This is a genomic window from Gordonia sp. NPDC062954, assembly GCF_044543825.1.
GTDB classification, from domain to species: domain Bacteria; phylum Actinomycetota; class Actinomycetes; order Mycobacteriales; family Mycobacteriaceae; genus Gordonia; species Gordonia tangerina.
In genome coordinates this window covers 13,894-37,294 of record NZ_JBITWL010000012.1, presented here as the reverse complement: position 1 = coordinate 37,294, position 23,401 = coordinate 13,894, and the positions used below count along the sequence as shown (strand labels likewise).

The 23,401-nt window shown below is 63.0% G+C and carries 21 protein-coding genes and 2 tRNA genes; 15 read left to right on the top strand and 8 right to left on the bottom strand.

What is annotated here, in order from left to right; translation table 11 throughout:
• Positions 1-27: 27 nt before the first annotated feature.
• From ACIGKQ_RS13320 to ACIGKQ_RS13310, 3 genes are all read left to right on the top strand, one after another.
• Positions 28-873, top strand: a complete 846-nt coding sequence (locus ACIGKQ_RS13320) for a DUF3566 domain-containing protein (protein ID WP_266061892.1) — start codon at positions 28-30, stop codon at positions 871-873.
• Positions 874-1,101: 228 nt separating this feature from the next.
• Positions 1,102-1,175, top strand: a tRNA-Ile gene (locus tag ACIGKQ_RS13315).
• A 59-nt stretch (positions 1,176-1,234) separates the two neighbouring features.
• Positions 1,235-1,310, top strand: a tRNA-Ala gene (locus ACIGKQ_RS13310).
• A gap of 245 nt (positions 1,311-1,555) precedes the next feature.
• On the opposite strand, the gene ACIGKQ_RS13305 is transcribed toward ACIGKQ_RS13310, so the two are convergent.
• The 3 genes from ACIGKQ_RS13305 to ACIGKQ_RS13295 form a co-directional block, all read right to left on the bottom strand.
• Complete coding sequence (locus ACIGKQ_RS13305; protein ID WP_287016079.1) at positions 1,556-3,061, bottom strand: hypothetical protein; 1,506 nt, start codon at positions 3,059-3,061, stop codon at positions 1,556-1,558.
• A gap of 141 nt (positions 3,062-3,202) precedes the next feature.
• A complete protein-coding gene (locus tag ACIGKQ_RS13300) occupies positions 3,203-4,123 on the bottom strand; it encodes a hypothetical protein (protein ID WP_287016081.1) in 921 nt (306 codons plus the stop codon).
• Positions 4,124-4,334: 211 nt separating this feature from the next.
• Positions 4,335-4,529, bottom strand: coding sequence for a hypothetical protein (locus ACIGKQ_RS13295; protein WP_287016082.1), 195 nt, complete (start codon positions 4,527-4,529; stop codon positions 4,335-4,337).
• Positions 4,530-4,914: 385 nt separating this feature from the next.
• Between ACIGKQ_RS13295 and ACIGKQ_RS13290 the strand changes: the two genes are divergently transcribed.
• The 6 genes from ACIGKQ_RS13290 to ACIGKQ_RS13265 all read left to right on the top strand — a co-directional run bounded on the left by ACIGKQ_RS13290 (position 4,915) and on the right by ACIGKQ_RS13265 (position 13,102).
• The gene (locus tag ACIGKQ_RS13290; protein WP_287016083.1) at positions 4,915-6,438 is read left to right on the top strand and encodes a class I SAM-dependent DNA methyltransferase; all 1,524 of its coding nucleotides are present in this window, start codon (positions 4,915-4,917) and stop codon (positions 6,436-6,438) included.
• Complete coding sequence (locus tag ACIGKQ_RS13285) at positions 6,435-7,610, top strand: restriction endonuclease subunit S (RefSeq protein ID WP_287016084.1); 1,176 nt, start codon at positions 6,435-6,437, stop codon at positions 7,608-7,610. The genes ACIGKQ_RS13290 and ACIGKQ_RS13285 overlap by 4 nt, the downstream gene beginning before the upstream one ends.
• A 303-nt stretch (positions 7,611-7,913) precedes the next feature.
• Positions 7,914-11,363 (top strand): DEAD/DEAH box helicase family protein, encoded by a 3,450-nt coding sequence (locus ACIGKQ_RS13280; protein WP_396573993.1) that lies wholly within the window; start codon positions 7,914-7,916, stop codon positions 11,361-11,363.
• Positions 11,360-12,073, top strand: a complete 714-nt coding sequence (locus ACIGKQ_RS13275) for a dual OB domain-containing protein (protein WP_287016086.1) — start codon at positions 11,360-11,362, stop codon at positions 12,071-12,073. The genes ACIGKQ_RS13280 and ACIGKQ_RS13275 overlap by 4 nt, the downstream gene beginning before the upstream one ends.
• Complete coding sequence (locus tag ACIGKQ_RS13270) at positions 12,015-12,671, top strand: DUF488 domain-containing protein (RefSeq protein ID WP_350339593.1); 657 nt, start codon at positions 12,015-12,017, stop codon at positions 12,669-12,671. The genes ACIGKQ_RS13275 and ACIGKQ_RS13270 overlap by 59 nt, the downstream gene beginning before the upstream one ends.
• Positions 12,668-13,102: a DUF488 family protein gene (locus ACIGKQ_RS13265; RefSeq protein ID WP_287016087.1), complete on the top strand. Its 435-nt coding sequence runs from the start codon at positions 12,668-12,670 to the stop codon at positions 13,100-13,102. The genes ACIGKQ_RS13270 and ACIGKQ_RS13265 overlap by 4 nt, the downstream gene beginning before the upstream one ends.
• Before the next feature lie 198 nt (positions 13,103-13,300).
• Here ACIGKQ_RS13265 and ACIGKQ_RS13260 read toward each other — a convergent pair whose 3' ends face one another.
• The 3 genes from ACIGKQ_RS13260 to ACIGKQ_RS13250 all read right to left on the bottom strand — a co-directional run bounded on the left by ACIGKQ_RS13260 (position 13,301) and on the right by ACIGKQ_RS13250 (position 16,341).
• Positions 13,301-13,591, bottom strand: a complete 291-nt coding sequence (locus ACIGKQ_RS13260) for a hypothetical protein (RefSeq protein ID WP_287016088.1) — start codon at positions 13,589-13,591, stop codon at positions 13,301-13,303.
• A gap of 416 nt (positions 13,592-14,007) precedes the next feature.
• Complete coding sequence (locus ACIGKQ_RS13255) at positions 14,008-15,654, bottom strand: RNA-binding domain-containing protein (RefSeq protein ID WP_235721485.1); 1,647 nt, start codon at positions 15,652-15,654, stop codon at positions 14,008-14,010.
• 255 nt (positions 15,655-15,909) lie between these two features.
• Entirely contained in the window at positions 15,910-16,341 is a 432-nt protein-coding gene (locus ACIGKQ_RS13250) for an ABZJ_00895 family protein (RefSeq protein WP_396573989.1), read from the bottom strand.
• Between the two features lie 959 nt (positions 16,342-17,300).
• On the opposite strand from ACIGKQ_RS13250, the gene ACIGKQ_RS13245 reads away from it, so the two are divergent.
• The 3 genes from ACIGKQ_RS13245 (at position 17,301) to ACIGKQ_RS13235 (ending at position 20,339) form a co-directional block, all read left to right on the top strand.
• On the top strand, positions 17,301-18,167 hold the full coding sequence (locus ACIGKQ_RS13245) for a hypothetical protein (RefSeq protein ID WP_287016090.1): 867 nt from the start codon (positions 17,301-17,303) through the stop codon (positions 18,165-18,167).
• Positions 18,168-18,248: 81 nt separating this feature from the next.
• The gene (locus tag ACIGKQ_RS13240) at positions 18,249-19,511 is read left to right on the top strand and encodes a hypothetical protein (protein ID WP_266061900.1); all 1,263 of its coding nucleotides are present in this window, start codon (positions 18,249-18,251) and stop codon (positions 19,509-19,511) included.
• A 120-nt stretch (positions 19,512-19,631) separates the two neighbouring features.
• A complete protein-coding gene (locus tag ACIGKQ_RS13235) occupies positions 19,632-20,339 on the top strand; it encodes a hypothetical protein (protein ID WP_287016091.1) in 708 nt (235 codons plus the stop codon).
• Positions 20,340-20,378: 39 nt separating this feature from the next.
• Here the strand turns inward: ACIGKQ_RS13235 and ACIGKQ_RS13230 are convergent, their stop codons facing one another.
• On the bottom strand, positions 20,379-20,930 hold the full coding sequence (locus ACIGKQ_RS13230; protein ID WP_287016092.1) for a DUF4190 domain-containing protein: 552 nt from the start codon (positions 20,928-20,930) through the stop codon (positions 20,379-20,381).
• Positions 20,931-21,351: 421 nt separating this feature from the next.
• Between ACIGKQ_RS13230 and ACIGKQ_RS13225 the strand changes: the two genes are divergently transcribed.
• On the top strand, positions 21,352-21,624 hold the full coding sequence (locus ACIGKQ_RS13225; RefSeq protein ID WP_287016093.1) for a hypothetical protein: 273 nt from the start codon (positions 21,352-21,354) through the stop codon (positions 21,622-21,624).
• On the opposite strand, the gene ACIGKQ_RS13220 is transcribed toward ACIGKQ_RS13225, so the two are convergent.
• On the bottom strand, positions 21,625-21,807 hold the full coding sequence (locus tag ACIGKQ_RS13220) for a hypothetical protein (protein ID WP_235721492.1): 183 nt from the start codon (positions 21,805-21,807) through the stop codon (positions 21,625-21,627).
• Positions 21,808-21,926: 119 nt separating this feature from the next.
• Here ACIGKQ_RS13220 and ACIGKQ_RS13215 point away from each other — a divergent pair, with 119 nt between their 5' ends.
• Both ACIGKQ_RS13215 and ACIGKQ_RS13210 read left to right on the top strand, forming a co-directional pair.
• Positions 21,927-22,448 (top strand): peptidylprolyl isomerase, encoded by a 522-nt coding sequence (locus tag ACIGKQ_RS13215; protein ID WP_235721493.1) that lies wholly within the window; start codon positions 21,927-21,929, stop codon positions 22,446-22,448.
• Positions 22,445-23,389, top strand: coding sequence for a rhomboid family intramembrane serine protease (locus ACIGKQ_RS13210; protein WP_372474946.1), 945 nt, complete (start codon positions 22,445-22,447; stop codon positions 23,387-23,389). Before ACIGKQ_RS13215 ends, ACIGKQ_RS13210 begins: the two co-directional genes overlap by 4 nt.
• Positions 23,390-23,401 lie beyond the last annotated feature (12 nt).

Below are 23,401 nucleotides of genomic sequence, written 5' to 3'. Positions count from 1 at the left end.
CTACGACCACCGAATGAGGGAATGCCAGTGAGCTCACCGAACACACCGGACGACAAGAAGCCGACCAACGGGGATTCGGGTCCCCACGCGGCCTCTGGTTCGGGGCCGCAGGGGACCGCTCCGGGTGGCCTCGTGCCGCCGTGGCAGCGTGGCCCCAACGGCACCGGTCACCAGTCGGAGGCACCCAACGGCAATTCGCGTCAGCCCGGCCCGCCGCCGCGGGGCATCGTCAGTGCCACCGCGGCGGCGAGCATGGCCGGTCAGCAGGCGCCGATCACGAAGCTCGACGATCCGCGGGAAGCCAGTTCGTCGTACGGTTCGTCGGCCACCAAGACCGACGACCCCGGTGAGAAGTTCGTGGAGTCGCCGACCCGGCACATCGACCGCGAGAACCTGCCGGCCGAGAAGCTGCCGAACCTCGACGCCATCCATCACGTGAACGAGCCGAAGCCGGCGGCACCGCAGGCACCCACTCCGACGCGGTCGGCCCCGGCCGAGATCGGCGCGCGCCCGTTGCGTGCGGCGGTGCAAGTACGTCGCATCGATCCGTGGGCCACCTTCAAGATCGCGGCGGTGCTGTCGGTCGTCGGCTTCCTGATCTGGATGATCTCGGTGGCCGTGCTGTACCTGGTGCTCGACGGCATGGGCGTCTGGGAGCAGGTGAACAGCTCGTTCGGCACCCTGGTGACCGCCGACGGTTCCACCAGTGAGGGCGACATCATCGGTGCGGGTGCAGTGTTCGGCTGGGCCACGCTGCTCGGTGCGATCAACGCGATCCTACTGACCGCCCTGGCGACCATCGGTGCCTACATCTACAACCTGTGCGCCGATCTCGTCGGCGGCGCCGAGGTGACACTGGGCGATCTGGACTGACCGTCCTCGGGTACGCCCGGTTCCCTTCGTCATGTGCAGAAACGTTGCCCTTCCGGTTCTGGATGCGCATAGGCGGTTCCCTTCCGGTGGTTGAGTAGCGTGCGAGCCGCTAGGCGAGCAGGCGTATCGAAACCACCACCGCGGGCCTCCAACATCGACCCCTACCCTCCCTGACCACCCGTTTTGCTCCTTCGCCACCCCGTCGGGTAATCTCTGTCTTCGGTTCACGGGCCTATAGCTCAGGCGGTTAGAGCGCTTCGCTGATAACGAAGAGGTCGGAGGTTCAAGTCCTCCTAGGCCCACTGCGAGAGGTGTCAGACACCCATTCGCACACCCAAGTCCGGTTGTTTTCAGTCGGCACGGGGCCTTAGCTCAGTTGGTAGAGCGCCGCCTTTGCAAGGCGGATGTCAGGAGTTCGAATCTCCTAGGCTCCACCATCGGCATGTTTGCCTATGTCATAGTCTCTAGTTTGGATAAGTCGTAGAAATACGACGAAATTCCGGACAGCGGCCTACTAATGACATCAATTTGCGATAGCGCTTCTGAACTCGAGATCCGATCGGCTCACAAGACCCGCCGACGGTCCGATTAGCTCAGGATTGCGATCTCCGCTCAGCAGTGAACCCCACGGTTGCTGCTGTGGAGAAGAATGTGCGTCTGAAAGATTGCCCCGAGCGGCGGATCAACCGCCTGGTGATGGTCGGTCACCCTCTGTGGCCTTTGCGTGCTTCGTCGAGGTCTTGGGTGCCGGTGATTTCAGCGGCGGTACCTTCGCGATCGGGTACTCGGGCGGAACGGCCAGTCCGCGAGTGCGGAAGTGGTCAGTGATGCACTCGTAGTTGTACGCAAACAGCGTGAAGCCGAGCAGGAAGGCGTTCTTCACCAGACCGAAGACCCGTGTGTATCCGCGGTCCATTCGGAACTCGGTACGTAGGGCGCTGTTCGCTGCTTCGACCGCGTTCCGGCGGTGATAGTCCTTGTTCCAGTCGGTGGTGCCGTAGATGTTGCGTTGGCGGATGTTGGGAAGGAAGTCGTCGTGCAGGGTGACCGACAGGGAGCATCCGCATTTCTCGTCGTTGCATTCGGTGACGGGTCGGGTCAGTCTCTCCTGCATTGAGACTTGATTGTTGGGGCAGCAGATCTTTGACGGAGCATCGGTTCTGACAGGGCCGCGGAACCGCTGCTTGCCGTCGGCCTTCTTTCCCATTGACCGGAACGCGTAGGGCTTGCGATCGTCGTAGAGCGACATCAGGGCGGCGCGGGCCTCGGAAGTCATGCCCACGGTGTAGGTGGGGAGTTCCCAGAGGTGCTTGGGTAGCGCGTCAGTGAATAGGGTGCCGTCGAGGATAATGGTGCCGGGCTCGGGGCCTGGGCGTTGGCGGCGTTGCTTCTCGGTGAGGTCGAAGACGGGCGCGATGCCGAGCTTGCGCAGCGGGCTTGTCCAGAATTCTGTTTTGGCGTTGTTGTAGGCGCGGTCGGCGGTGACGTCGGTGATGCTCTGGCCGGTGGCATGGAGCTTCTCGATGAGCCCGATGGCCGCTCGGGCGTGATGACTGCCAGCGGGTGTGAGGTTGGCGGCCGCGATGAATCCGGGGAGTTCGTCTTCGCCGCGCCATGGCCGCGAGTTGACGGCGAGTGTGAGGTCGTAGCCTACGAATGCTCCGGCAGGCTTGTTGTTGTGGGCCGACCGGTGTCCATCGCGCGCATCGGGGTCCACGGTTCGTTGTAGCCGGTTATCCGAGCAAACCACCGGCCAGATGCCGCCCTTGCGGCCTGCTTTGGGATCCGCGTCGGGCTCGCTGTCGGTTTCGTGGCTGGTGGGTGCTTGGTCGCTGGTGCGATTCCAGAAGCCGCGGATCCTGGCGAATGACTCGTAGTCGGTGGAGTCGACGGCCAGGGACATGGCCGGTAGCTGCGGCATCGTGTGCTGGAAGACGCCGTTCATGAGCTCGACGACGTCGACTTTGTCGGCTTCGACGAGAGTCTTCACGCGTGCGGCAAAGCCAGTTGTCTGGTCGTAGGAGAGCGTTGTGAGGCCGAGTTGGCGGAGCTGATTGGTTGTGAGGCCGAGGTAGGTCTCGTGGATCTTGGTGAACAGCATCGGCCGCTTTTCGAGCGCATTGATGAGGGCCAGGGTGAAGAACTGGAAGGGAGTGAACTCCCGGGGGCGACCATTGTTGTCCTCCACCATGACCGTGTGGAGGAGGTGGCGTGCGGGCGCGCTCAGTGCGCCGTCGAAGGCGACCCTGAAAGTCTTTGCGCTGCAGCCAGGTCCATCACCACGCTCCTTGGTCCGGTGACGCGGGACGCTCTTCGCACTGGCCATGAGTCAGAAGTCGTAGAGGCGCGGGTCCGAGGTGATGTCCGCGGACGCGGCAAGGTCAATCAAGTGCGGGAGCAGCGGCTCGGTGAATTTCAGCGATCTGCAGCCGTAGGCGGCCATCACGGCGGGCAGCGGAGCTGATGAAGCCAGCGCGTCGAGTGCCCAGGTAAGGCGCAATCGCGACATCGTCAGCGGGCGCAGGCTGGTGGGGAGGTCGCAATTCCCGATCAGCTGGGAGATCGTCTCGACCCGCGGGACCGGCTTATCACGAATGAGGAAAGCACCTGTGGGCAAGGAACGCACGAGCGTTTCGAGGAGAGGTGCGTAGCGAGTGCGGACGGGGACCACGCGAGCTGGCAATTCAATCGCGACTCTTCCCGGCGCTGCGTTGATGACGCTGTCGGTGGTGAGAAAGGCGATCTCGTCGGGTGTCAGCCCAGCCCCAAGACCCAGGCCGAGGAGTGATTGGAGAACCCGGCGTCGAAAAGGGCTGGATTGAGAGTCAACGCATTTGACCAGCCATCGACATTGTTCATCGGTGTAAGGTGGCCGGCTCTTGGAGGTTGGATAGACCGGTGCGGGTGAGTCCCATCGAGCTTTCCGAGTGACGCGCCGTCCGATTGTCCGCAACACTGATCGACGCGTTCCACGGCTGACGGGCGAGAGATGTCCGCACGCCGTAGCCACGTATTGTTCGACGACCTCGGGTACGAAGAGCCGCTCGCGCTCACGGGAGCGTTGCTGGTCGACCGCCCAAGCGAGGAAATGGGTGACTGCCAGCATGTGGTGATCGGCGGACGTTCCCGTCGCCGGCTGAGAGTCGCGGACGATCTGACGCACTTCGTCCTCAATGACGCGCCACGTTGCTTCCGGAATCTGTCGAGGCACGTAGCCGTCGATCGCGACGTCGATCGGCAGATTCCTCACGGCTTGGTCACCGCCTGGCGGGAGCGTGTCCAGATCGACACGGGCACGTCGCGAGCGTGGGCGTTCGGAATTACAGCGGGTAGCATCAAGGGGACTCCATGCAGGGGTTAGATGAAAGCAGCGGTGCCAGCCGCTGTGAGATGTCGGGCGCTGATCGTGCAGGTCGGCGCCTGATGTCGTGTACGGGCCTGTCGGCCCGAGTGGTGCTACGTCACTCAGCACCTCCCAATCCACGTTCGATCGCGTCGGCGCCGACACGCGATACAGACTGCCCATTCGCCTGGGCGAGCCGGTAAAGGCGGGCAGCAAGTGGAGTCGGCAGGCGCAGCTCAACCCGCGTTACGTCGCCGGGCTTGTTGATACGCGGCGAACCGAAGTGTGCGGCCGGAACATCGGGGTCCTTCATGAGTGCCTCCTACCGGGTAGTTCCGGGGACTTCCGGAATCAATGCCACCACACCCGGAGGCACTGGTCTGAGATGCTTTCCGGTCGCATCCTGGCTGCAAAGCGCGCGTAGTGCGCACACCACGCGGTGCGCGCACAGCGCGCACTATGCGCATTGAGGGCGACCGAAATCCCAGGTAGAGGCGGTGCAGCTACCTGCCGGTTCGCTCTCGTGGAGCGTTGCCAGCAAACGAAGGACGCCGATGTACGTCCTCAAGACGCACATCACACACCGAATATTGCCTTTGCCGTCGGGCGTGTCGCGCCATCGCTGTCCGCGAACTGTCCGATTGGTGCGCTATACAGTTCTGTTCGGGTTCACCACGACTGTTTGGGAGTACGCGAGAGTGATCACGGGAGAACAGAAGAGCAAGGTCGACGCCGTCTGGGACGCATTCTGGTCCGGCGGCATCTCTAACCCTTTGGAGGTGATGGAGCAGATCACGTACCTGCTGTTCATCCGCCGCCTCGATGACGAACAGCAACTCGCCCTTAACCGCGCCAGCCTCACCAAGAAGCCAATGACTGGCAACCCATTCCCTGTCGAGCGCACCGAACTGTGCTGGTCGGAGTTCAAGAACTACGCACCCGACGACATGTTCCGAACTGTGGACGAGGATGTGTTCCCGTTCATACGCACCATGCGCGACGAGGACTCCACCTACGCCCACTTCATGAAGGACGCCCGACTGTCGATCCCCAACGCGGGCATGCTCACCAAGGTCGTCGATCTATTGGACAAGATCGAGATGCGTGACCTCGACACGAAAGGCGACGTGTACGAGTACATGCTCGCCAAGATCGCAAGCTCCGGACAGAACGGCCAATTCCGCACACCCCGCCACATCATCAAGCTGATGGTCGAAATGATGGCCCCCGAACCCGGAGACACCATCGTCGACCCGGCCTCGGGCACGTGCGGCTTCCTGGTCGCGGCCACCGAATACATGCGCGACCACCACGCCGCCGACATCAACTCTGGCACAGGTGCCAAGCACTTCCACCACGACATGTTCCATGGGTTCGACTTCGACAACACCATGCTGCGCATCGGTTCGATGAACATGCTGCTGCACGGCGTCGAACAACCCGACATCCGCTACCGGGACTCTCTCGCCGAAGCCAACACCGGGGATGCCGGCGCGTATTCACTGGTGCTCGCCAATCCGCCTTTCGCTGGGAGCCTGGATTACGAGAACACCGCGAAAGACCTGCAGCAGATTGTCAAGACGAAGAAGACCGAACTACTGTTCCTTGCCTTGTTCCTACGACTCCTTAAGCCAGGTGGCCGCGCAGCCGTCATCGTGCCCGACGGCGTCCTGTTCGGCTCCTCAAAGGCGCACAAGACCCTGCGCAAGATGCTCGTCGACGACCACAAACTAGACGCCGTCGTGAAGCTCCCATCGGGTGTCTTCAAGCCCTACGCAGGTGTTTCGACCGCGATCCTGTTCTTCACCAAAACCAACTCGGGCGGAACCGACAACGTCTGGTTCTACGACGTCCAGGCCGATGGATTCTCGCTCGACGACAAGCGAATCGCGTTGCTCGATGGCGACAAGCTCGGTCCGCTGGCCGAGCTCGCGGACGACCAGCACGCCAAGAACAACCTGCCCGACGTCCTCGCCCGCTGGGCCGAACGCGATGGTGCCGAGCTCAAGCGTGAGCGCACCGAGCAGTCTTTCTGCGTTCCGCGGAACGCCATCGAAGAGCAGGGCTACGACCTCAGCCTCAACAGATACAAAGAGATCGTCCATGAGGAGGTCGAACACCGCGCACCCAAAGAGATCCTCGACGAACTCGACAAACTCGAACTCGACATTCAATCCGGCCTCGCCGAGCTACGCCAGATGCTGGCAGGCGGTGCCGAATGACGCGCACTGTGACGACTGTTGGCGATATCAGTGAACAGATTCGCGGAGTAACCTATGCGAAATCCGACGCGAGTGATTCTCCTGCAGACGGCCTCGTTCCTATTCTGCGCGCGGGCAACATTACAGATTCAGGATTGGTGATCAGAGACCTTCTCTATGTCCCTCATGAGAAAGTCAATCCACGCCAGATGCTGTGTGCAGGAGACGTTCTTGTTGCCGCATCAAGTGGCTCCATCGACATCGTTGGCAAATCCGCACGCGTCGAAGGTGAAACTGGGGCAACCTTTGGCGCCTTCTGTAAGGTACTAAGGCCAGGTAGCGGAGTCGATCCCCTCTACTTCTCTCACTACTTTAGAACTACCGACTACCGTCGGCGTGTTTCGAGCCTTGCGGCGGGCGCGAATATCAACAACCTCCGCAACGAGGACCTCGACAATCTTGAGATCCCTCTCCCTCCCCTCGCCGAACAACGCCGCATCGCAGCCATCCTCGACCACGCTGACACCCTCCGCGCCAAGCGGAAGCAAAGTCTCGGACTCTTGGACACACTGTCGCGGGCAGTCTTTGTTCAGATGTTCGGTGACCCACGCAAGTCGGAGTCAAACACGCTGCTTGGCGACGTAGCCGAATTCTACGCGGGAGGCACGCTCCCCGACGGCGAGGCCTTCGCTGGCCAGGCAGGTGGGTATCAGCTCCTGAAGGTATCTGATCTGAACTTGTCAGGAAACGAGACCTTTCTCAAGAATTCGGTGTTGTGGAGTGCAAAGGGGGGAGCGAGAGCTGCTACCTGCCCAACTGGGTCCGTGGTGATACCGAAACGAGGTGGAGCGATCGGCACCAATAAGAAGCGCTTAACAGTTCGTTCAGCTGTGCTCGACCCGAATCTAATGGGAATAGCGCCAATTGACGAGTTCCTTACCTCTGATTTCCTGTTCGGATGGTTTCAGTTTCTTGATCTCGCCTCTATTCAGTCCGGTAGTTCAGTACCCCAGCTCAACAAGAGGGATCTTGCGCCGCTCGCCATCGACCTACCTGATCTTGCGGAACAAAGGGAATTCGGGAGAAGGGTAGTAAGTATTCGGAGTCTCGCGACAAACGTAACCTCGGGCCTGGATACCTGTGAAGCGCTGTTCGCTTCCATTCAATCCCGCGCCTTCCGCGGTGAATTGTGAAGTCACTGCAGCCGGTACCGAGTGTTTTGTCGGATAAGGCTTCTCGCGCCGGTTGCTGAGGTCTCACCAACACCGCTATCGCCCGCTTTCGTCACCGAGCACGTTCTGCTCGTCTCGAGTCCCAAGCGACACCGGTTCTCCGGCGGGGCTGTGATTGAGCGAGTCAATCGTGCCCGGCGGGACCGTTACACTCCTGCCAAGTTGGCTCGGGTCGAGCTGTCAGAAGATCGATGTAGTCTTGCCGGCTTACGTCAATCAACACAGGCCGTGTGCCAAGATCGGAGACGTTAGGGAGGAGGGATGGTGGCTGGGAACTTCGACTTTCTGCAGGGTGAGTGGCCGCAGATTCATGCGTCGGCGAAGAACGCCGAACGCGATGCGCTGTTCGACAGCCGTTCCACTTGCTTCTACGCGCGGCGGACGGCCGAGGCCGCCGTCAAGTGGCTCTACACCGTCAATGGCCTGGACAAGCCGTACAAGGACGATCTGTCGGCCCGCATCCATGACCCGGCGTTTCAGGCGCTCGTGCCGGGTCCGGTGCAGACGAAACTGGACCTGATTCGGCGCGCGGGCAACCACGCCGTCCACGACGACCGTCCGATCGGGCAGGAATCCGGCATCCGCCTGCTCGAGGAACTGTTCCACGTCCTGTCGTGGCTCGACCGTACCTATGCAACCCAGGCCGACTCGAAGCCAACCCCGGAGCAGAAACTCGACCGCGCGAATCTACCCAAGCCGGGTGGCGGGGCCGCAGTCGCCAAGACGATGGCCCAGCTGCAGAAACTCGGTGCCAAGCTGGAGGCCAAGGACGCCCAACTCGAAGAAGCCGCCAATGCGCGTGCTGACCTCACCGAGCAGCTACTGGCGCGCGACGAACAACTCAAAGCAGCCGACGCCGCCCACGCCAGCCTCGAGGAGCTCATCGCCCAGCTGCGCGCCCAGGTCACCGCCGCACAAGCCGCTGCAGCCCAGCATGCCGACACCCACGACTACGACGAAGCTCGCACCCGCACCGACATCATCGACCTGCTGCTGCGTGAAGCCGGGTGGGATGTCGACGCCCTGCGGGTGCGGGAGTACCCGGTGACCGGGATGCCCGACGGCAAGACCGGTTTCGTCGACTATGTGCTGTGGGGCACCGACGGACGCCCCCTGGCGGTGGTGGAAGCCAAACGCACCTCCAAGGACGCGACCGTCGGACAACACCAGGCCAGGCTCTATGCCGACTGCCTCCAGCAGATGCACGGCCAGCGCCCGATCATCTTCTACACCAACGGTTTCGCTACCTGGCTGTGGGACGACGAGAACTACCCACCACGGGAAGTCGAGGGCTTCTACACCCGCGACGAGCTCGCCCTGGAGATCCAGCGCCGCACCACTCGAAAGAAACTCGCCGACGTCGACATCAACACCTCGATCGTGGAACGCCCCTACCAGACGCGGGCGATCCGCAACGTCACTGAGGGCTTCGAGATTAACCGTCAACGCGCCGCCCTGCTGGTGATGGCCACCGGGTCCGGTAAGACCCGTACGGTGATCGCCCTGTCGGACATGCTGATGCGAGCGAACTGGGCCAAACGCATCCTGTTCCTTGCCGACCGCAAGGCTCTGGTCAAGCAGGCGGTCAACGCCTACAAGACGTTCCTGCCGGATACCTCACCGGTCAACCTGCTGACCGAGAAGAACACCGACGGCCGTGTCTACGTGTCCACTTATCCGACGATGATGGGGCTGATCAACGACCTCGATAACGGCCGGCGCCGCTTCGGCCCCGGGCACTTCGATCTCGTCGTCATCGACGAAGCCCACCGCTCGGTGTACCAAAAGTATCGGCGGATCTTCGAATACTTCGATTCCTACCTCCTCGGGCTGACCGCCACTCCCAAAGACGAAGTCGACTACAACACTTACCAGCTGTTCAACCTCGAAACCGGTGTCCCCACAGACGATTACAGCCTCGAAGAAGCGATCAAAGACGGCTACCTCGTACCACCACGAGCCGTGACGGTACCGCTGTCCTTCCCACGCCAGGGCATCAAGTACGACGACCTGTCCGACGAGGAGAAGAAGCGGTGGGAAGGCGAGGACTGGGGCGAAGACGTCGACCCGGATGAGTACCCCGACGAAGTGTCCTCCGAAGCGGTCAACAAATGGCTGTTCAACACCGACACCGTCGACAAAGCTCTCGAAGTCCTGATGACTCGCGGCCACCGCGTCGCCGGCGGTGACCGGCTCGGCAAGACGATCATCTTCGCGAAGAACCAGAAACACGCCGACTTCATCGCACAGCGCTTCGACCGCAATTACCCGCAGTACAACGGCCAGTTCGCCGCCGTCATTACCCACGCCGTGTCCCACGGCCAAGACCTGATCGACCTGTTCTCCCAACCGGATACGAGCCCGCACATCGCGATCTCCGTCGACATGCTCGACACCGGCATCGACGTCCCCGATGTCGTCAATCTGGTGTTCTTCAAACCCGTGCGGTCCAAGACCAAGTTCTGGCAAATGGTCGGCCGCGGCACCCGCCTACGCCCCGACCTCTACGGACCAGGAGTAGACAAGACCGACTTCTTCATCTTCGACCTCTGCGGCAACGTCGAGTTCTTCAACGCCCACCCCGCACCCGCCGAAGCACACCTGCCGGCCTCACTGTCGGAGCGATTGTTTACGGCCCGTACCGACGTCGTGTGGGCGCTCGACCGAACCCACACGAACGCGGAACTGCGCGAACAGATCACCGACGTCCTGCACACCCAGGTCGCGGGCATGAACCTCGACAACTTCCTCGTCCGGCCGCGCCGCAAACAGGTCGAGGTCTACCGCGACCGCGGCGAATGGGAGTCGCTGACCGAACAGAAGATTCGCGAGATAGTCGACAACCTCGCCGACCTCCCAACCAGCGTCCGCGACACGGACGAGATGGCGAAACGCTTCGACCTCATCGTCCTGCGCGGACAACTCGCCGTCATCGAAGCCGACGACACCACCCTCGAACGCCAGCAAGACAAAGTCCGCACCATCGCCGACGGCCTCCTCGAGCAACTCACCATCCCCAAGATCAAGGCCAAGGAAGAACTCCTACGCGAGGTCGCCTCCGAGGCGTGGTGGGAAGACGTCACCCCGGAGATGCTCGAAGACGCGCGCAAAGAGCTGCGTTCCCTCGTTGGGCTCCTTGAGAAGACGAAGCAGCCGATCGTCTACACCGATCTGCGAGACACGTTCACCGGCGACGTCACCGAGGTCGCCATGCCACATCTGGCGACTGGTACCGACAAGGAGCGCTTCAACGCCAAGGTCCGTGACTACTTGCGTCGACAGCCGGACAACCTAGCGCTGCAGAAGCTGAGGACCGGGAAGCCATTGACCCTAGCCGACATCGACTCGCTCCAGGAACTCCTCGCCCGAAGCGGTGCTGGTTCACCGGAGGAACTGCAGCAGGCGATCGATGACGCTCACGGCCTCGGACGCTTCATTCGTGCGCTTGTCGGGCTCGACCAGCAGGCGGTGAACGAAGCGTTCGCGGAATTCGTGAACGACACTAACGCCACCGCTGACCAGATCCATTTCATCGGACTTGTCGTCGAGCACCTTACGCGGAACGGGAGGATGGACGCCAACCAGCTGTTCGATCCGCCGTTCATCGACAACGCCCCGCAGGGGCCGACGCAAGTCTTCGCGGTGGACAAGGTGACCCGCCTGCTGGAGACGATCGAGAGACTGACTTCGTCTGCCGACCAGGAGACCGCGTGATCGCCGATAAGTCGCCGCCATTGTTCAAGACGATTCTTGTCCTGGCAAACTCCCGCAAGTTGAGTGGCCGATGCATTGCGGGCGTCGAGCTGGACGAAGACTGGCGCCCACTGGGTTGGGTACGGCCTGTAAGTGGGCGTGAACACGGCGAAGTCTCAGAGTACGAGCGTCAGTACTCAGATGGATCACATCCCGACGTGCTCGATGTAGCGCAGGTGCCCCTCGTCAAGCACGTTCCAGAGACTTATCAATCAGAGAACTGGCTGATTGATAAGGGCGCCTATTGGGAGTTCGTGTGGGGCTTCGGCATAACCGAACTCAGCCCTCTCGTCGATTCTAGGGATCTTTGGGCCGCATCATCTTCGAGCACGCGATATGGATTAAATGACCGTATTCCAAAGAGCGATGCAGATAAGCTCCGAGACTCTTTGCGTTTGATTCATGTCGACTCCTTGCGTTACCGAGTGTTTGCTCCCGGCGAGGACTACGGAAACGAAAACCTGAGAGTACAGGCAATCTTCTCGTGGTGTGGACACGATTACAGGGTCTTCGTTACCGATCCAATTGTCGAGCGTGACTATTTGGCACACGGTCGTGGGTTCCACGACATCGGGGCGGCATTTCTGACTGTGAGTCTGGGAGAGCCGTACAATGACTACTGTTACAGGCTGGTTGCTGCAGTTATCGCCGAAGCAGGAGGTGATCGGTGAATTGAACCAGTTGTACACCATTGGTCACTCCAACCATTCTATTGAGGACTTCGTCGAACTACTTAGTCTGCACCGAATTACCGCTGTTGCCGACGTGCGATCCATACCGGCTAGCCGGTACACACCGCAATTCAATCGGGAGGCCATACGTTCGGCTCTCGAAGCCGCAGGAGTTAGCTATGTATTCTTGGGCAAGGAGCTTGGAGCAAGATCACCGGATCCGACCTGCTATATCGATGGAAAGGTGCAGTACAGCCGCCTAGCGCATAGCCCTTTGTTCGTCTCCGGAATCGAACGCCTCATTAATGGTGCAACACTCGAGCGAATAGCTCTAACGTGCACGGAGCAAGACCCACTCGATTGCCACCGGACCATACTCATCTCGCGTGTTCTGGCCGACCGTGATATGCAAATCACACATATCCATCGAGATGGAAGTGTTGAACGACATAGCGCAGCGATGAACCGCCTCCGTCGGAAGCATCACCTAGACGAGCCGTCCCTTTTCGAGTCGGAGGAAGAATTACTTGCGAAGGCCCTCGAACTGCAAGAGTCGGATATAGCCTATATCGACAAAGAGGCAGCGGCAGGCAAATGACTCTCTATACGATCGGCTTTACAAAGAAGAGTGCCGAACAGTTCTTCGGTTTGCTTCGGAATAGCGGTGCAGTCGCTCTCGTCGACACCCGCCTCAACAATGTTTCCCAACTCGCGGGATTCACAAAGCGCGACGACCTGCGATACTTCGTGCACGAACTCTGTGGAATGACCTACCGTCACGAGCTCTTGCTCGCGCCCACCAGCGAGTTCCTAACAGCTTACAAGAAGGGCGGGTGGTCCTGGTCACAATATGAGCGCGAGTACATCGATCTCATCAACGAGCGGCGCATCGAACGGGTGCTCGAGCCAGCCGCATTTGAGGACGCTGTCCTCCTCTGCTCGGAGGCGACGCCTGAGCATTGCCATCGCCGCATCGCGGCAGAATATCTCGCCGAGGCTTGGGGCGGTATTGAAGTCGTTCACCTCTAGCTAGCTCTGAGCCGTTGCGTCGAGAGGTTGCGCACCCAGGTCGTCAGTTGTTCTGTGATTCACTACCAGCGATGCGATCGGCTTCATTTCGGAGGGTCGAGGGTCGGACTGGTTGATTCTCGGTCTGGTTATCCTGCCGACGGTTGTATTCCTCGATGACGTCAGCGGCCATACGGAGCGCATCCTCGGTATAGCCGGTCAACGCCTCACCTCGTTGTCGGGCGATGGCCAGTCGCGGGGTGTTGAGCGATGCCTGCCATCGGCATCAATCCACCTAGTGATGCGGTGAGCCTTCCGAATCAGCGGGATCTCGGTGTACTGCACCTTGTCAATGACAGCGGAAACCTCACCCTGCGGAAGTTGCATCGCCTGCGCCTTCAGATCTTCAAACGATGGCGGGTCGTCGTCCTGACCCTCCACGATCTGTTCCAGAACGAATAGCTCGCGGAGCAGGTTGGCGTAGTAGATGGCTGCCCGTTCTGAGGTCACGCGCCTATCATGGCACGAGGCATGCAACCGAGCCGCCTTTCGTGCTCGGCGCCAGCGTGTGGTGAGGCCAGTAAGCCGGCTCTTCCCGATTGACGGTGCGTAGAACAGGTTGTGGTGATCCCAACATATAGAGGCGGCGAAATTGGTGGAAGCTTCCAAGCATCGTTCATGGGGAAGAGGCCATATGCCGTCGAGTTGCGCATCAACCCGGAAACCGGCCCGTGAGAGTCGTTGGCCAGGTATGGGGGAACACGTTGGCGCGATGCTGTGCCAGAAATGGAAGTCTACTGTGCCAGACCTGTGATTCCGTAGCCTGGCGTCCTGGCTGGACTCATATCCAAACATGCCCCATCTCCATCCATCCACCCATTCCACCCACTCAATCGATCGATTGACCAACGACCCTTCTCTCGGGTCTATTCTCTAGGCACGTATCGCGCGCCGCGGCGTTCCCCTGTCAGGCGTAGTCGGCCGTCCTCCACCAAGCGTTTCAGGACTGATCTCGCCTGGGTCGGGGTCGTCTGGCATAACTCGGCGGCTTGGCCGCGGGTGATGGAACCGTAGGCGTCTGCGTAGTCGAGGATCATTCGCTCCTGCTGGAGGGGATCAATTCCCTTGACACGCACGTAGGCGTTGCGATCTTGGGCGAGATCATAGAACCGCGCGGTGAGATGGTATTTGCGACTTCGACCGACTCCACGAGATTCGAGAATCCCGCATTCGACCAAATGGCCAAGACTCGATTTCACAATGGCCGAGATGAGATTCAGGTCGCCTGCCACTTCGAAACTTGTCGCCGAACCGGAAGTCTTCACTTCGTGAACGATCCGCAGTTCGTCGAGACTGAGTGGCTCCTGGTGATCGCTCTCCCAGGTGAGGAGGAACCGGACGAGATCGAGGTCGGCGTTGCCGAGAGGGACGGTGACGACTACTGATTCGCTGGTGCTGTGCGAGTAGTCAGGTGCGTCGCGGCCTGCGCGCAGTTGCTGTTCGAACATGTCGTTGACTCCCTTGCCTCGTCGCTCGACCAAGCCCGCACGCTTGAATGCGGCGGCGAGAATGGGGCTGCGGGGCCGTGACTGGTCAAGGATGTTCTGGGTGGTGACGCCGGGAGGAAACCCTCCGGGGTTGGCGACCACAAATGAGCTGTCGTTCAGTTGGACGCGTATGGGACCCACGGCCGCATAGTCACGGTGTACAAGTGCGTTGGCCACTGCTTCCCGGCGCGTGATCGAGGGGATGAGTGGAATCTCAATTCGATAGAGCCCGGCCATCAGTTCGGTGACTGTGTTGCGGGCGTCGATCAGTTCACGAAGACGCTCGGCTGTACCGAGGAGGGGCTCGGCGATTCTGATGTTTGTCGATTGGTGTCCGGATCGAGCATCCTGGAAGAGCACTTCTGCGTTGGGGACCCACCGTTGCAGTGCTGCGTCGGTTCCGAACAGCAGGACGGCACCGATACTCACCGGCGCGGCGATCGGCACGAGGCCAAGAGCGCGCAACACGTCATCATCCGATAGGTCAGCGAGCTCGTCGCCGGCTTCTTGGCACAGCCGCCGGAAGCGGTCGAACTCGAGGGGATCGAGATCATCCATGCTGGCGTCTCTTGCGATGGACGCCGCGAAGTCCTGTCCGCGGGTCACCATGCCCATGCTGACGATCTCGTGAGCCGTCATTGGTGCGCACTCGGGTTGACCTGTCGACTTCAATACCCGTTTGGTGAAGACGCCCAACTTCGTCCCGACGGGTCCCGGGTCTGCGCGGGGCACGTCGATGCGTATGACCTCGTGGCCGTCGATTGTCTCGAGGTGGACACCGACGGCGAGGGCGGGTTCGGTGTTGGCTTGGATGTATGCCGCGACGCGTTCAGGATTGGTCACCTGTCCATGGCGAGGTGAAGCGCCGACAACGGTGCCGTCGTCGTCAACTCCGATCAGCAGCACTCCTCCCTCTCCATTCGCCAAGCACGCGACCGCCTTGGTGAGGTCCTTGGCGCTGATGTCGGAGCGTTTGAACTCGGTCGTGAAGGTCTCTCCGCCTGCGATCAGTGCGCGTGACTCCATGGACCAATTATGCATAAGTATGGAATAGACTAGCCAGAGTACTCATGGAGTCATAACTTTTAAGAAGTTTGACGCGCCCACGGCTGCAGGGGTGCGCCAGAGATGGCAAAGGAGTGTGCCGCCGGCCAGGAGGCCTGTGCCCATTGCTGGTGAGGACCAATTCCAAACATGCCCCATCTCACTCATCGTGTAGTGATCACTCGAAGTCATCCACCTCCAAAGTCTGCGAGTCGGGGCATCTGCCCGACCCGCTCGTCACGACGGCTGCTGAACGCGCTTGGTGCGATTGCGCAGCGTGCGCGAGGTCAACCAGCCATATCCGAACCAGATGAGCCCGTAGGTCACCAGCAGACCGGCGATCAGCAAGACAACGGTGAGCACCCATCCCACGGCGTCGACGATCGCCAGCGGCGCATCAGGCGCCGTGAGCACCATGGCCAGGATCGTGACGGCGGTGAGCACGACCGCGATCGCGAACGATGCGTTGACGAGAGCCCACTTCTCAGAGCTCGTCGGAATACGACCGTGGTCGCGAACGAATCGATCGCCGGCACTCATCGCGGCGATCATCGGGACGATCGCCGACGCTCCGGACCCGATGTCGAGAAACGTTCCGATGAACGCCAAGACGAGGCCCGCGCCGAGATAAGTGAGCGCGAACCACCCCAGGTATCTGTTGAGCGACATGCTGACGATGATCCGGGTGCGCGGGCCGAATCCCTTGTGCCAGTGCCTGTCTGTCGTTCACGTAGCCGACTCAATTGTGGGCACGTGCTCAGCGTGTATTAAGTTCGACAGGTTGCAGTCAATTCGATGGGGGTCGTTTGGTCATGCGTAAAGCTCTTGTCTCCGTTCTGGTCGCCGCGTTCGGGGTGCTGTCATTTGCCGGTGCGGGGACGGCATCGGCCGATACACCGATTCCGATGTTCTGGACCATCGCTGGAGACACTTCGGGACATTCGGTGACCACGCCTACTGTCGAGGAGCGTTGCACGTCAGCTTCAGTGCTCCCGCCGGGAAGCCCGGGCACGTACGCACGACCGTGACGTCCCATGGATTCACCGGTGACGGTCCGGGCTGGGCTCGAAATCCGCACTGTCGCGTCACTCTCGTGATGACGGAGATCAGTCCTAAACACTTCTACAAGACGACACGCATTCCGATGTCTTTCGGCCGCAAACCCGGTCAACGTGTGAGCCGAATCCTCGAGCCCGGTTCAGGCCCGGCGATCATCGGAGTCGGCACGTACGGCGTCGGACGCCAGTCCGGTCAGGTTCAGTCGTACGGGTCAGAAGCTCGTATGTGGGTTCCCTGATCACCGGTACCCTCCGGCCGTGACCCGTATCACACTGACGTGCGTTAGGTGTCCTCCAGACGAATGAATATTGGTGTGTCCGTTGCCAAGAACGACTTTTCGAAGCCAAACCGGCAGCTAAGCCGTGGCACAATCCGCGCGAGAAGTGATGCGCACGGCGGCGAACGGTTCGCCATTCGGTAAGGTGCTGCACAGTTTCGTCGGGGGGTGAATTCTGGATGCGCGGTGTCAGCAGCAATGCACGTCGTAATGTGGTGGCGCGGTGCCACCGCGCGCCATCTACGCTACGTGGATCTCGCATCCAGCACCCGGCAGGCTTCGGGAGTCGCCGATGACGGGCGATCGATCGGATTGGTTTGACGATGTCCCGGCCTGGCCGGCGGGCGGAGGCGCTCCGGCACGTGAGCTGGCTCGTCATCTTGCAGAGGCTCGGCTGGTGGGCGCCGGCGCTCCTATCCCGCAGCACACGTCACCGGAGCCGGACTCATATCGACCCGCGGCGGCCACCTACGGGTTCGACGCCCCTGCTGACACCGCCGCCGACTTCTCCGAGCCCGAATTCATTCCGACCGCATCGGACGACGACGATCCCTTCGAACAGATGCGGGTGCGCTCCACGAGGGCCAAGACCAAGGACGGACAGCCTGGTTTCGTGCGCACGCACCGGACCGCGCTGATCGGTGCGGCTGCCACGGTGGTCGGGCTGGTCGTGGTGGCTGCGGTGTCGATCGGACTGCTGGCCGGTCAGGGCGGTGATGACTCGACCGCGACGCAGGCCGACGCCACCGCCAGTTCGCCTGCGGACGTCTCGGATGCAACCGCCGCAGACCCCTGCCCGTCGCTGTCGGATGGGGCGGTCACCACAGGTGATGACGCGGGCGATCAGCAGACCGGCGCGGGCGCGATCAAGGCCTTCAATCACGCCTATTACGTTGATCGCTCAGCTCGCCAGGCACGTGCTGTCGCGGCACCCAACGCGGTCGCACGTGAGGATGCACTGCAGACCTTCATCGACGAGGTGCCCGAGGGAACGACGCACTGCCTGTCGATCACCGACGAAGGTGCCGGGACCTACGCGGTGGTGTTGACCGAGACGCCACCCGGCCCCGATGCCGAACCCATCGTCTACCGCCAGACGATCAAGACCATCCGCACCGACGGCAAGGTGTTCATCGCGTCGATCACCAGCGAGGAATAGCCCGCAACAGACATCGCCGCAGCGCGTGACCACGCGGCCACACACCACCAGCCCACGAAACACGAGAGGACTCACACGACGATGGCGAATCCACCCAAGCGGAGGGGCCGACACCGCGCCGAAGAAGACCGACGGTCCCCGGTGCTGATGACGATGACCTCGGCCGCACTGGCCGCGTCGATCGCGACCGGCTTCGCCGCAGGTATGGCCAACGCCGTTCCGCACCAGGGTGGCACCAGCCCGAGCGACACCGCCCCGCAGCAGGGCGGCACCACCCCCGAAGCCGAGCCGGCTCCGCAACAGGGCGGCACCACGCCGACGCCCGACGTCGCCCCGGTCAACGTGCCCGGACCCGGCACCATCCCTGGGCCGCCGCAGGAGGCGCCGTACCAGCCCTACGTCGAGCCCAGCACCTACACGGCCCCGACGTACGAGGACGCCTACAACCCGGTGCCGCAGGGACCGTTGACCGCGCCGAAACCCGTTGCGCCGGTCCGCCCGATCGCACCGCCACCGGACAAGATCCGTGTCGGCAATTACATCACCGACATCCCGGAAGGCATGTCGGATAAGGACGTCAACTCCATCAACGCGTGGGCCGCCTACGGTGAGGCGAAGATCGCGCAGGGGCTCATCTCGATCGGTGTACCCGAGGACGAGGCCACCCGGCAGGCGGCATCGACCATTATCGGTGTGGCGCTGGGTGGTACCGCGGGTGCTGCGGTCGGCGCGGTTCCGGGAGGCATTGCCGGTGCAGCCGTGGGACTTCCGGTGGGTGCAGCGGTCGGCGCGATCTACAACGCGGTGGTCTTTCCATACCTCATCGGTCCTACAGGCGGCGGCATCGTCGGCCTCGGCGCAGCCGCCGGCGCCGGCATCGGTCTCGGAGTGGGTGCCGCCGCGGGCGCGGCCGCAGGTGCGGCCACCGGCGCCCTCATCGGCGGAACCGCCGGCGGCGCACTCGCTTACGCCCTCGGGGCCGGCGACCCCGGCGCGAACCCGGACGAACCGTGGAAGCAGGGCCGCCCGGATGCCGAGCCGCTGCCCAATCCCGACGCCAACCAGTTCGAGCTGGAATTGGCACCTGAAGACGCGCAGAAGGCCGGCCTGCCGTCGGTCTCGTATGTGGTGAACTCCCGCGGCGACGTCCATGCGTCTATCAACGGTATGGAGGCGAACTGGACGGTCGAGCAGGCGTTGGCACCGTACGGGTTGCTCGGTGTCGCCGGGCCACAGGCCGAGAAGTCGGCTCAGCAGGCCACCAAGCAGCGCACCGACCAGGCGCAGAACGCCAACCCGGATCTGTATGTCGCCTGGCCGCAGGAGGCCGCGCCGCAGGCCTGAGTGGTCGCAGGCGTATGCCTACACTGACTGTGGCCTGCCGCGGGGCGGGCCTCAGTCGCGAACGCGGTGAGGGATCCGGCCGGGAACACGGATTCGACCAGACACAGTTCGGAAGAGACGATGACCGAGGACATGCAGGGACACGGTGGTCCCATCCCGCCACCGTCGAACAGCGAACGCAGCGTGGTCGTCTGCGGCACCGCCGGGGGAGTGGGCACGTCGGTCATCTCCGCGCTGCTGGCCGAATATCGCGCGAGCACGACTCTCAGTGGCGCGTCGTGGTGGGTGGATGCCGCCGGCAACGACGGCGACGTTCATCAGCGGTTGCGGGCCACCGGCGACGAGGCGCTGCTGCGGACCGCGGCCGGCACCGGACTGTTGCCCGCGCCGGAGGCCGCGATCACCGACGTCGTGCTGCACACGTGGCGTTTCGGCGCGGTACCGGTGGTCGATGCGGGAGCTCGGCCGCTGACCGCGCTACCCGAGTTGTGCTCGCCGGACCTGGCCGATGTCACACCCGTTCTGGTGGTCGGCCCGCGACCCGATCTGCTCAACCGCTCCCGCGAGGTGTTCTCGGAGTGGGAGCACGCCGGGGTTCTGCGCCGCACGATCGTGGTGATCTGTTGCCAGGTACCGACGTTGAACCACCAGGCGCTGACCGGAATGCTCACCGACGCCGTCACCGGTGAGGTGGCCGGCGTGATCGGCCTCGACTACGAACCCGTGCTGGGAGCCGGCACGGCCCTCGACAACGCTGCGCAACAGGGATTCTCACCCGCGACGCGGCAGTCGATCCACGACCTGGCCGCGGCCACAGTGCGTCGATAGGCGACACCCGCTGACAACGCGAACAGCCGCACGGCGGTCCTAAGACCCCTGACCGGCGATCCAGAAGTACGTGAGTAGCCCCAGAACGATCACCACCAGGTACAGCCAGCCGATCCAGATCGCCACGCGCGCAAACGGTTCGCCCAGTTCGCGGGTTCGCGCGATCTGCGTCCGCGCACGGTAACCGAGGTAGAGCCCGACGGGTGAGGTGATACCCAGGATCGAGAGGACCAGCGCCCAGATCGCTGTTCGGTTGGTGCCACGCGGCTTCGCCGATCGCCCTGTTCGGGTCGGCTGATTTCGCGTGGGCACCTGTTCCTCCGGGCGTTTGTCGTCGTCGATGCTGATGCTGGAGTACGCCTGCGGAGGCTTGGTCGGCTCCGAACCCTCGGTGCCGACCGCCGTCGCCGCGGCGGTTGCGGCGGCAGGTCCGTGCAGCGGCCGGAAGTCGTCGGACTCCGTGGCCGGCGCGGACGGACGGACTTCGGTCTCGGCGGCGGATTCCGGGTCCCGCGTGACGCGGGCGGTGACCGGGTCGTCGGCGGTGGTCGGAACCGACACCGTTCGGGTGGGCAGATCACCCGGAGGCAAGACACCGGGTGAATTGCCGCTGGGACGCGGCAGGGCTCCGTACGGCCGAGCCGGGGCACCCGCATTCGGCGGCCCGGGCCGCGGACCTCCAGGCGCGCCGGGGGGCGGGGGGCGTCGACCGGGCGGCGGGCGATAGCCAGGCGGTGGCGGGCCGCCCCGCATCGGAGGCGAAGTGTTGCGCCCGCCCGGACCGGTGGACCACGGCGGGATGCCATTGGCCGGACCACGCTGCGGTCCCGGACGTCCGCCGGGTCCAGGACCCGGTGCGCCCGGACCGCGTGGCGGCGCCGGTCGAGCCGGACCCTGCGGACCACCCGACTGCGGACCACCCGACTGCGGACCACCCGACTGCGGACCACCCGACTGCGGCGGCCGCGGACTGGGACGGTTCTGCGGTGGCGAATTCGGGCCGCGTGGCGGCGTGACATGCGCTGGGGCTGATCCCGACGACGTGACGGGTGCCGTCGGCGGCCGCTCCCAGGGCGCCGACACCGGGGTGTTCGCAGAGGCGTCGCCGTCGGCGTCCGCGCTGCTCCGGGGGGCGCCCGGATCAGAGTTCGGACGCGAGGTGTCGTCGGAGGTCACTGTTCCAAATTACCGTTTCCGCGTCGCCGCTGTTCGGTCGGTGACCGTGCAGACACCCATCGGCGCCGCGGGGGGCCCGGCCGGCACGCTCGTCAGGACCGCCATGTGATCACGATGCCGCGGAATCCGGGTCCCCGCCGTCGGTGACTGTGCGCAGATCCTCTACGCGGGGCACGGTGGCCGAAATCGGTGGCGGCTCCCGGCGGGAGCGGCGCACGACGCCGACGGTGACCGCTGTGGCGATCAGCGCAGCAGCACTCGACACGCCCGCCCACACGTACTTGTTCGACATGCCCACCAGCGTGCCAGTCGCTCGGGTCGCCTGTCATCTCGGGTGTGTTGCGATCGGGGCGTGTGACCCGCGGTAACCGGCCGGGAACCCCTCGTCGCGGAAAGTGGTTGGATGGTGATGTGACTACTCAGAAGCAGACCGCGACCCTGCACACCAATCGCGGCGACATCGTTGTCGAACTGTTCGGCAATCACGCACCCAAGACGGTCGCGAACTTCACCGGCCTCGCCGACGGCTCCAAGGACTACAGCCAGCCGAACGCCTCCGGCGGCGACAGCGGCCCGTTCTACGACGGCTCGGTGTTCCACCGCGTCATCGAGGGCTTCATGATCCAGGGCGGCGATCCCACCGGCACCGGCCGCGGCGGGCCCGGCTACCAGTTCGCCGACGAATTCCACCCCGAGCTGCAGTTCGATCGCCCATATCTGCTGGCCATGGCCAACGCCGGACCGGGCACCAACGGCTCGCAGTTCTTCATCACCGTGGGCCCCACCCCGCACCTCAACCGTCGCCACACCATCTTCGGTGAGGTCAGCGACCCGGCGTCGCAGCAGGTCGTCGACGCCATCGCCACCACGTCGACCGATCGTGCCGACCGCCCGCTCGACGAGGTCGTCATCGAGAAGATCGAAATCAACTGACCGGCCCGCAGTACCCCGGTCCGCAGTACACCGCAGGTCCGCCTGCGGTGTGCTTTCGGCACCCCGATCGTCCCACCGGCCTGTCGTGTAGCAGGTGCGGGCGACCGGCTTGCCCCGAATGCCTCCGACCGGCCGCCGTCGGACAGCACTGCGTGGAATGTCTGCGCAACGACGGTGTCCAACGCAACGTGGCCGCCCCGACGTTCGGTGATCGCGGCATCCGACCCATGGTGGCCGGTCCGGTGGCCTCCCGGCCGTACGCGACCTACACGCTGATCGCGATCAACCTGGTCATCTTCGCGCTGTGTGCGCTGCAGGCCGGCGGTTTCGACATGCTGAACTCGCGGCTGTTCGTCGACCTCGCGCTGGTGAAACCCTTGGTCGCCGACGGCGAGTACTGGCGACTGTTCACCGCAGGGTTCCTGCATTTCTCGATCACCCATGTCGCGGTGAACATGATCTCGCTGTTCATTCTCGGCCGTGACCTCGAGATCGCCATCGGCATCCCGCGCTATCTCGGGGTGTATGTCACCTCGCTGCTGGGCGGTAGTGCCGCGGTGATGGCGTTCGGGCCCGACATCTCGATCAACGCCGGGGCGTCGGGAGCCATCTACGGCCTGATGGGTGCGGTCCTCATCGTGGTCCTCAGAGCCCGGGTGTCCCCGACACCGGTCATCTCCATCATCGTGCTGAACCTGGTCCTGTCGATCACCATTCCGGGCATTTCGTTGCTGGCCCACGTCGGTGGTCTGCTGTTCGGCGCGGCCGCCACCGCGGGCATCATCTTCGCACCCCGATGGTTGCTGTCGCCCGAGCGTCGATCGGCGGCCGCTGCCTCCCGGATCGGGTGGATCGTCATCGCCGCCCTGTTGGTACTGGCGTTGGCCGTCAGTGTCGTGGTCGCGATGTCATACACCGGGATCCGCGTCTTCGTCGGCTGAACTTGCCGCGGC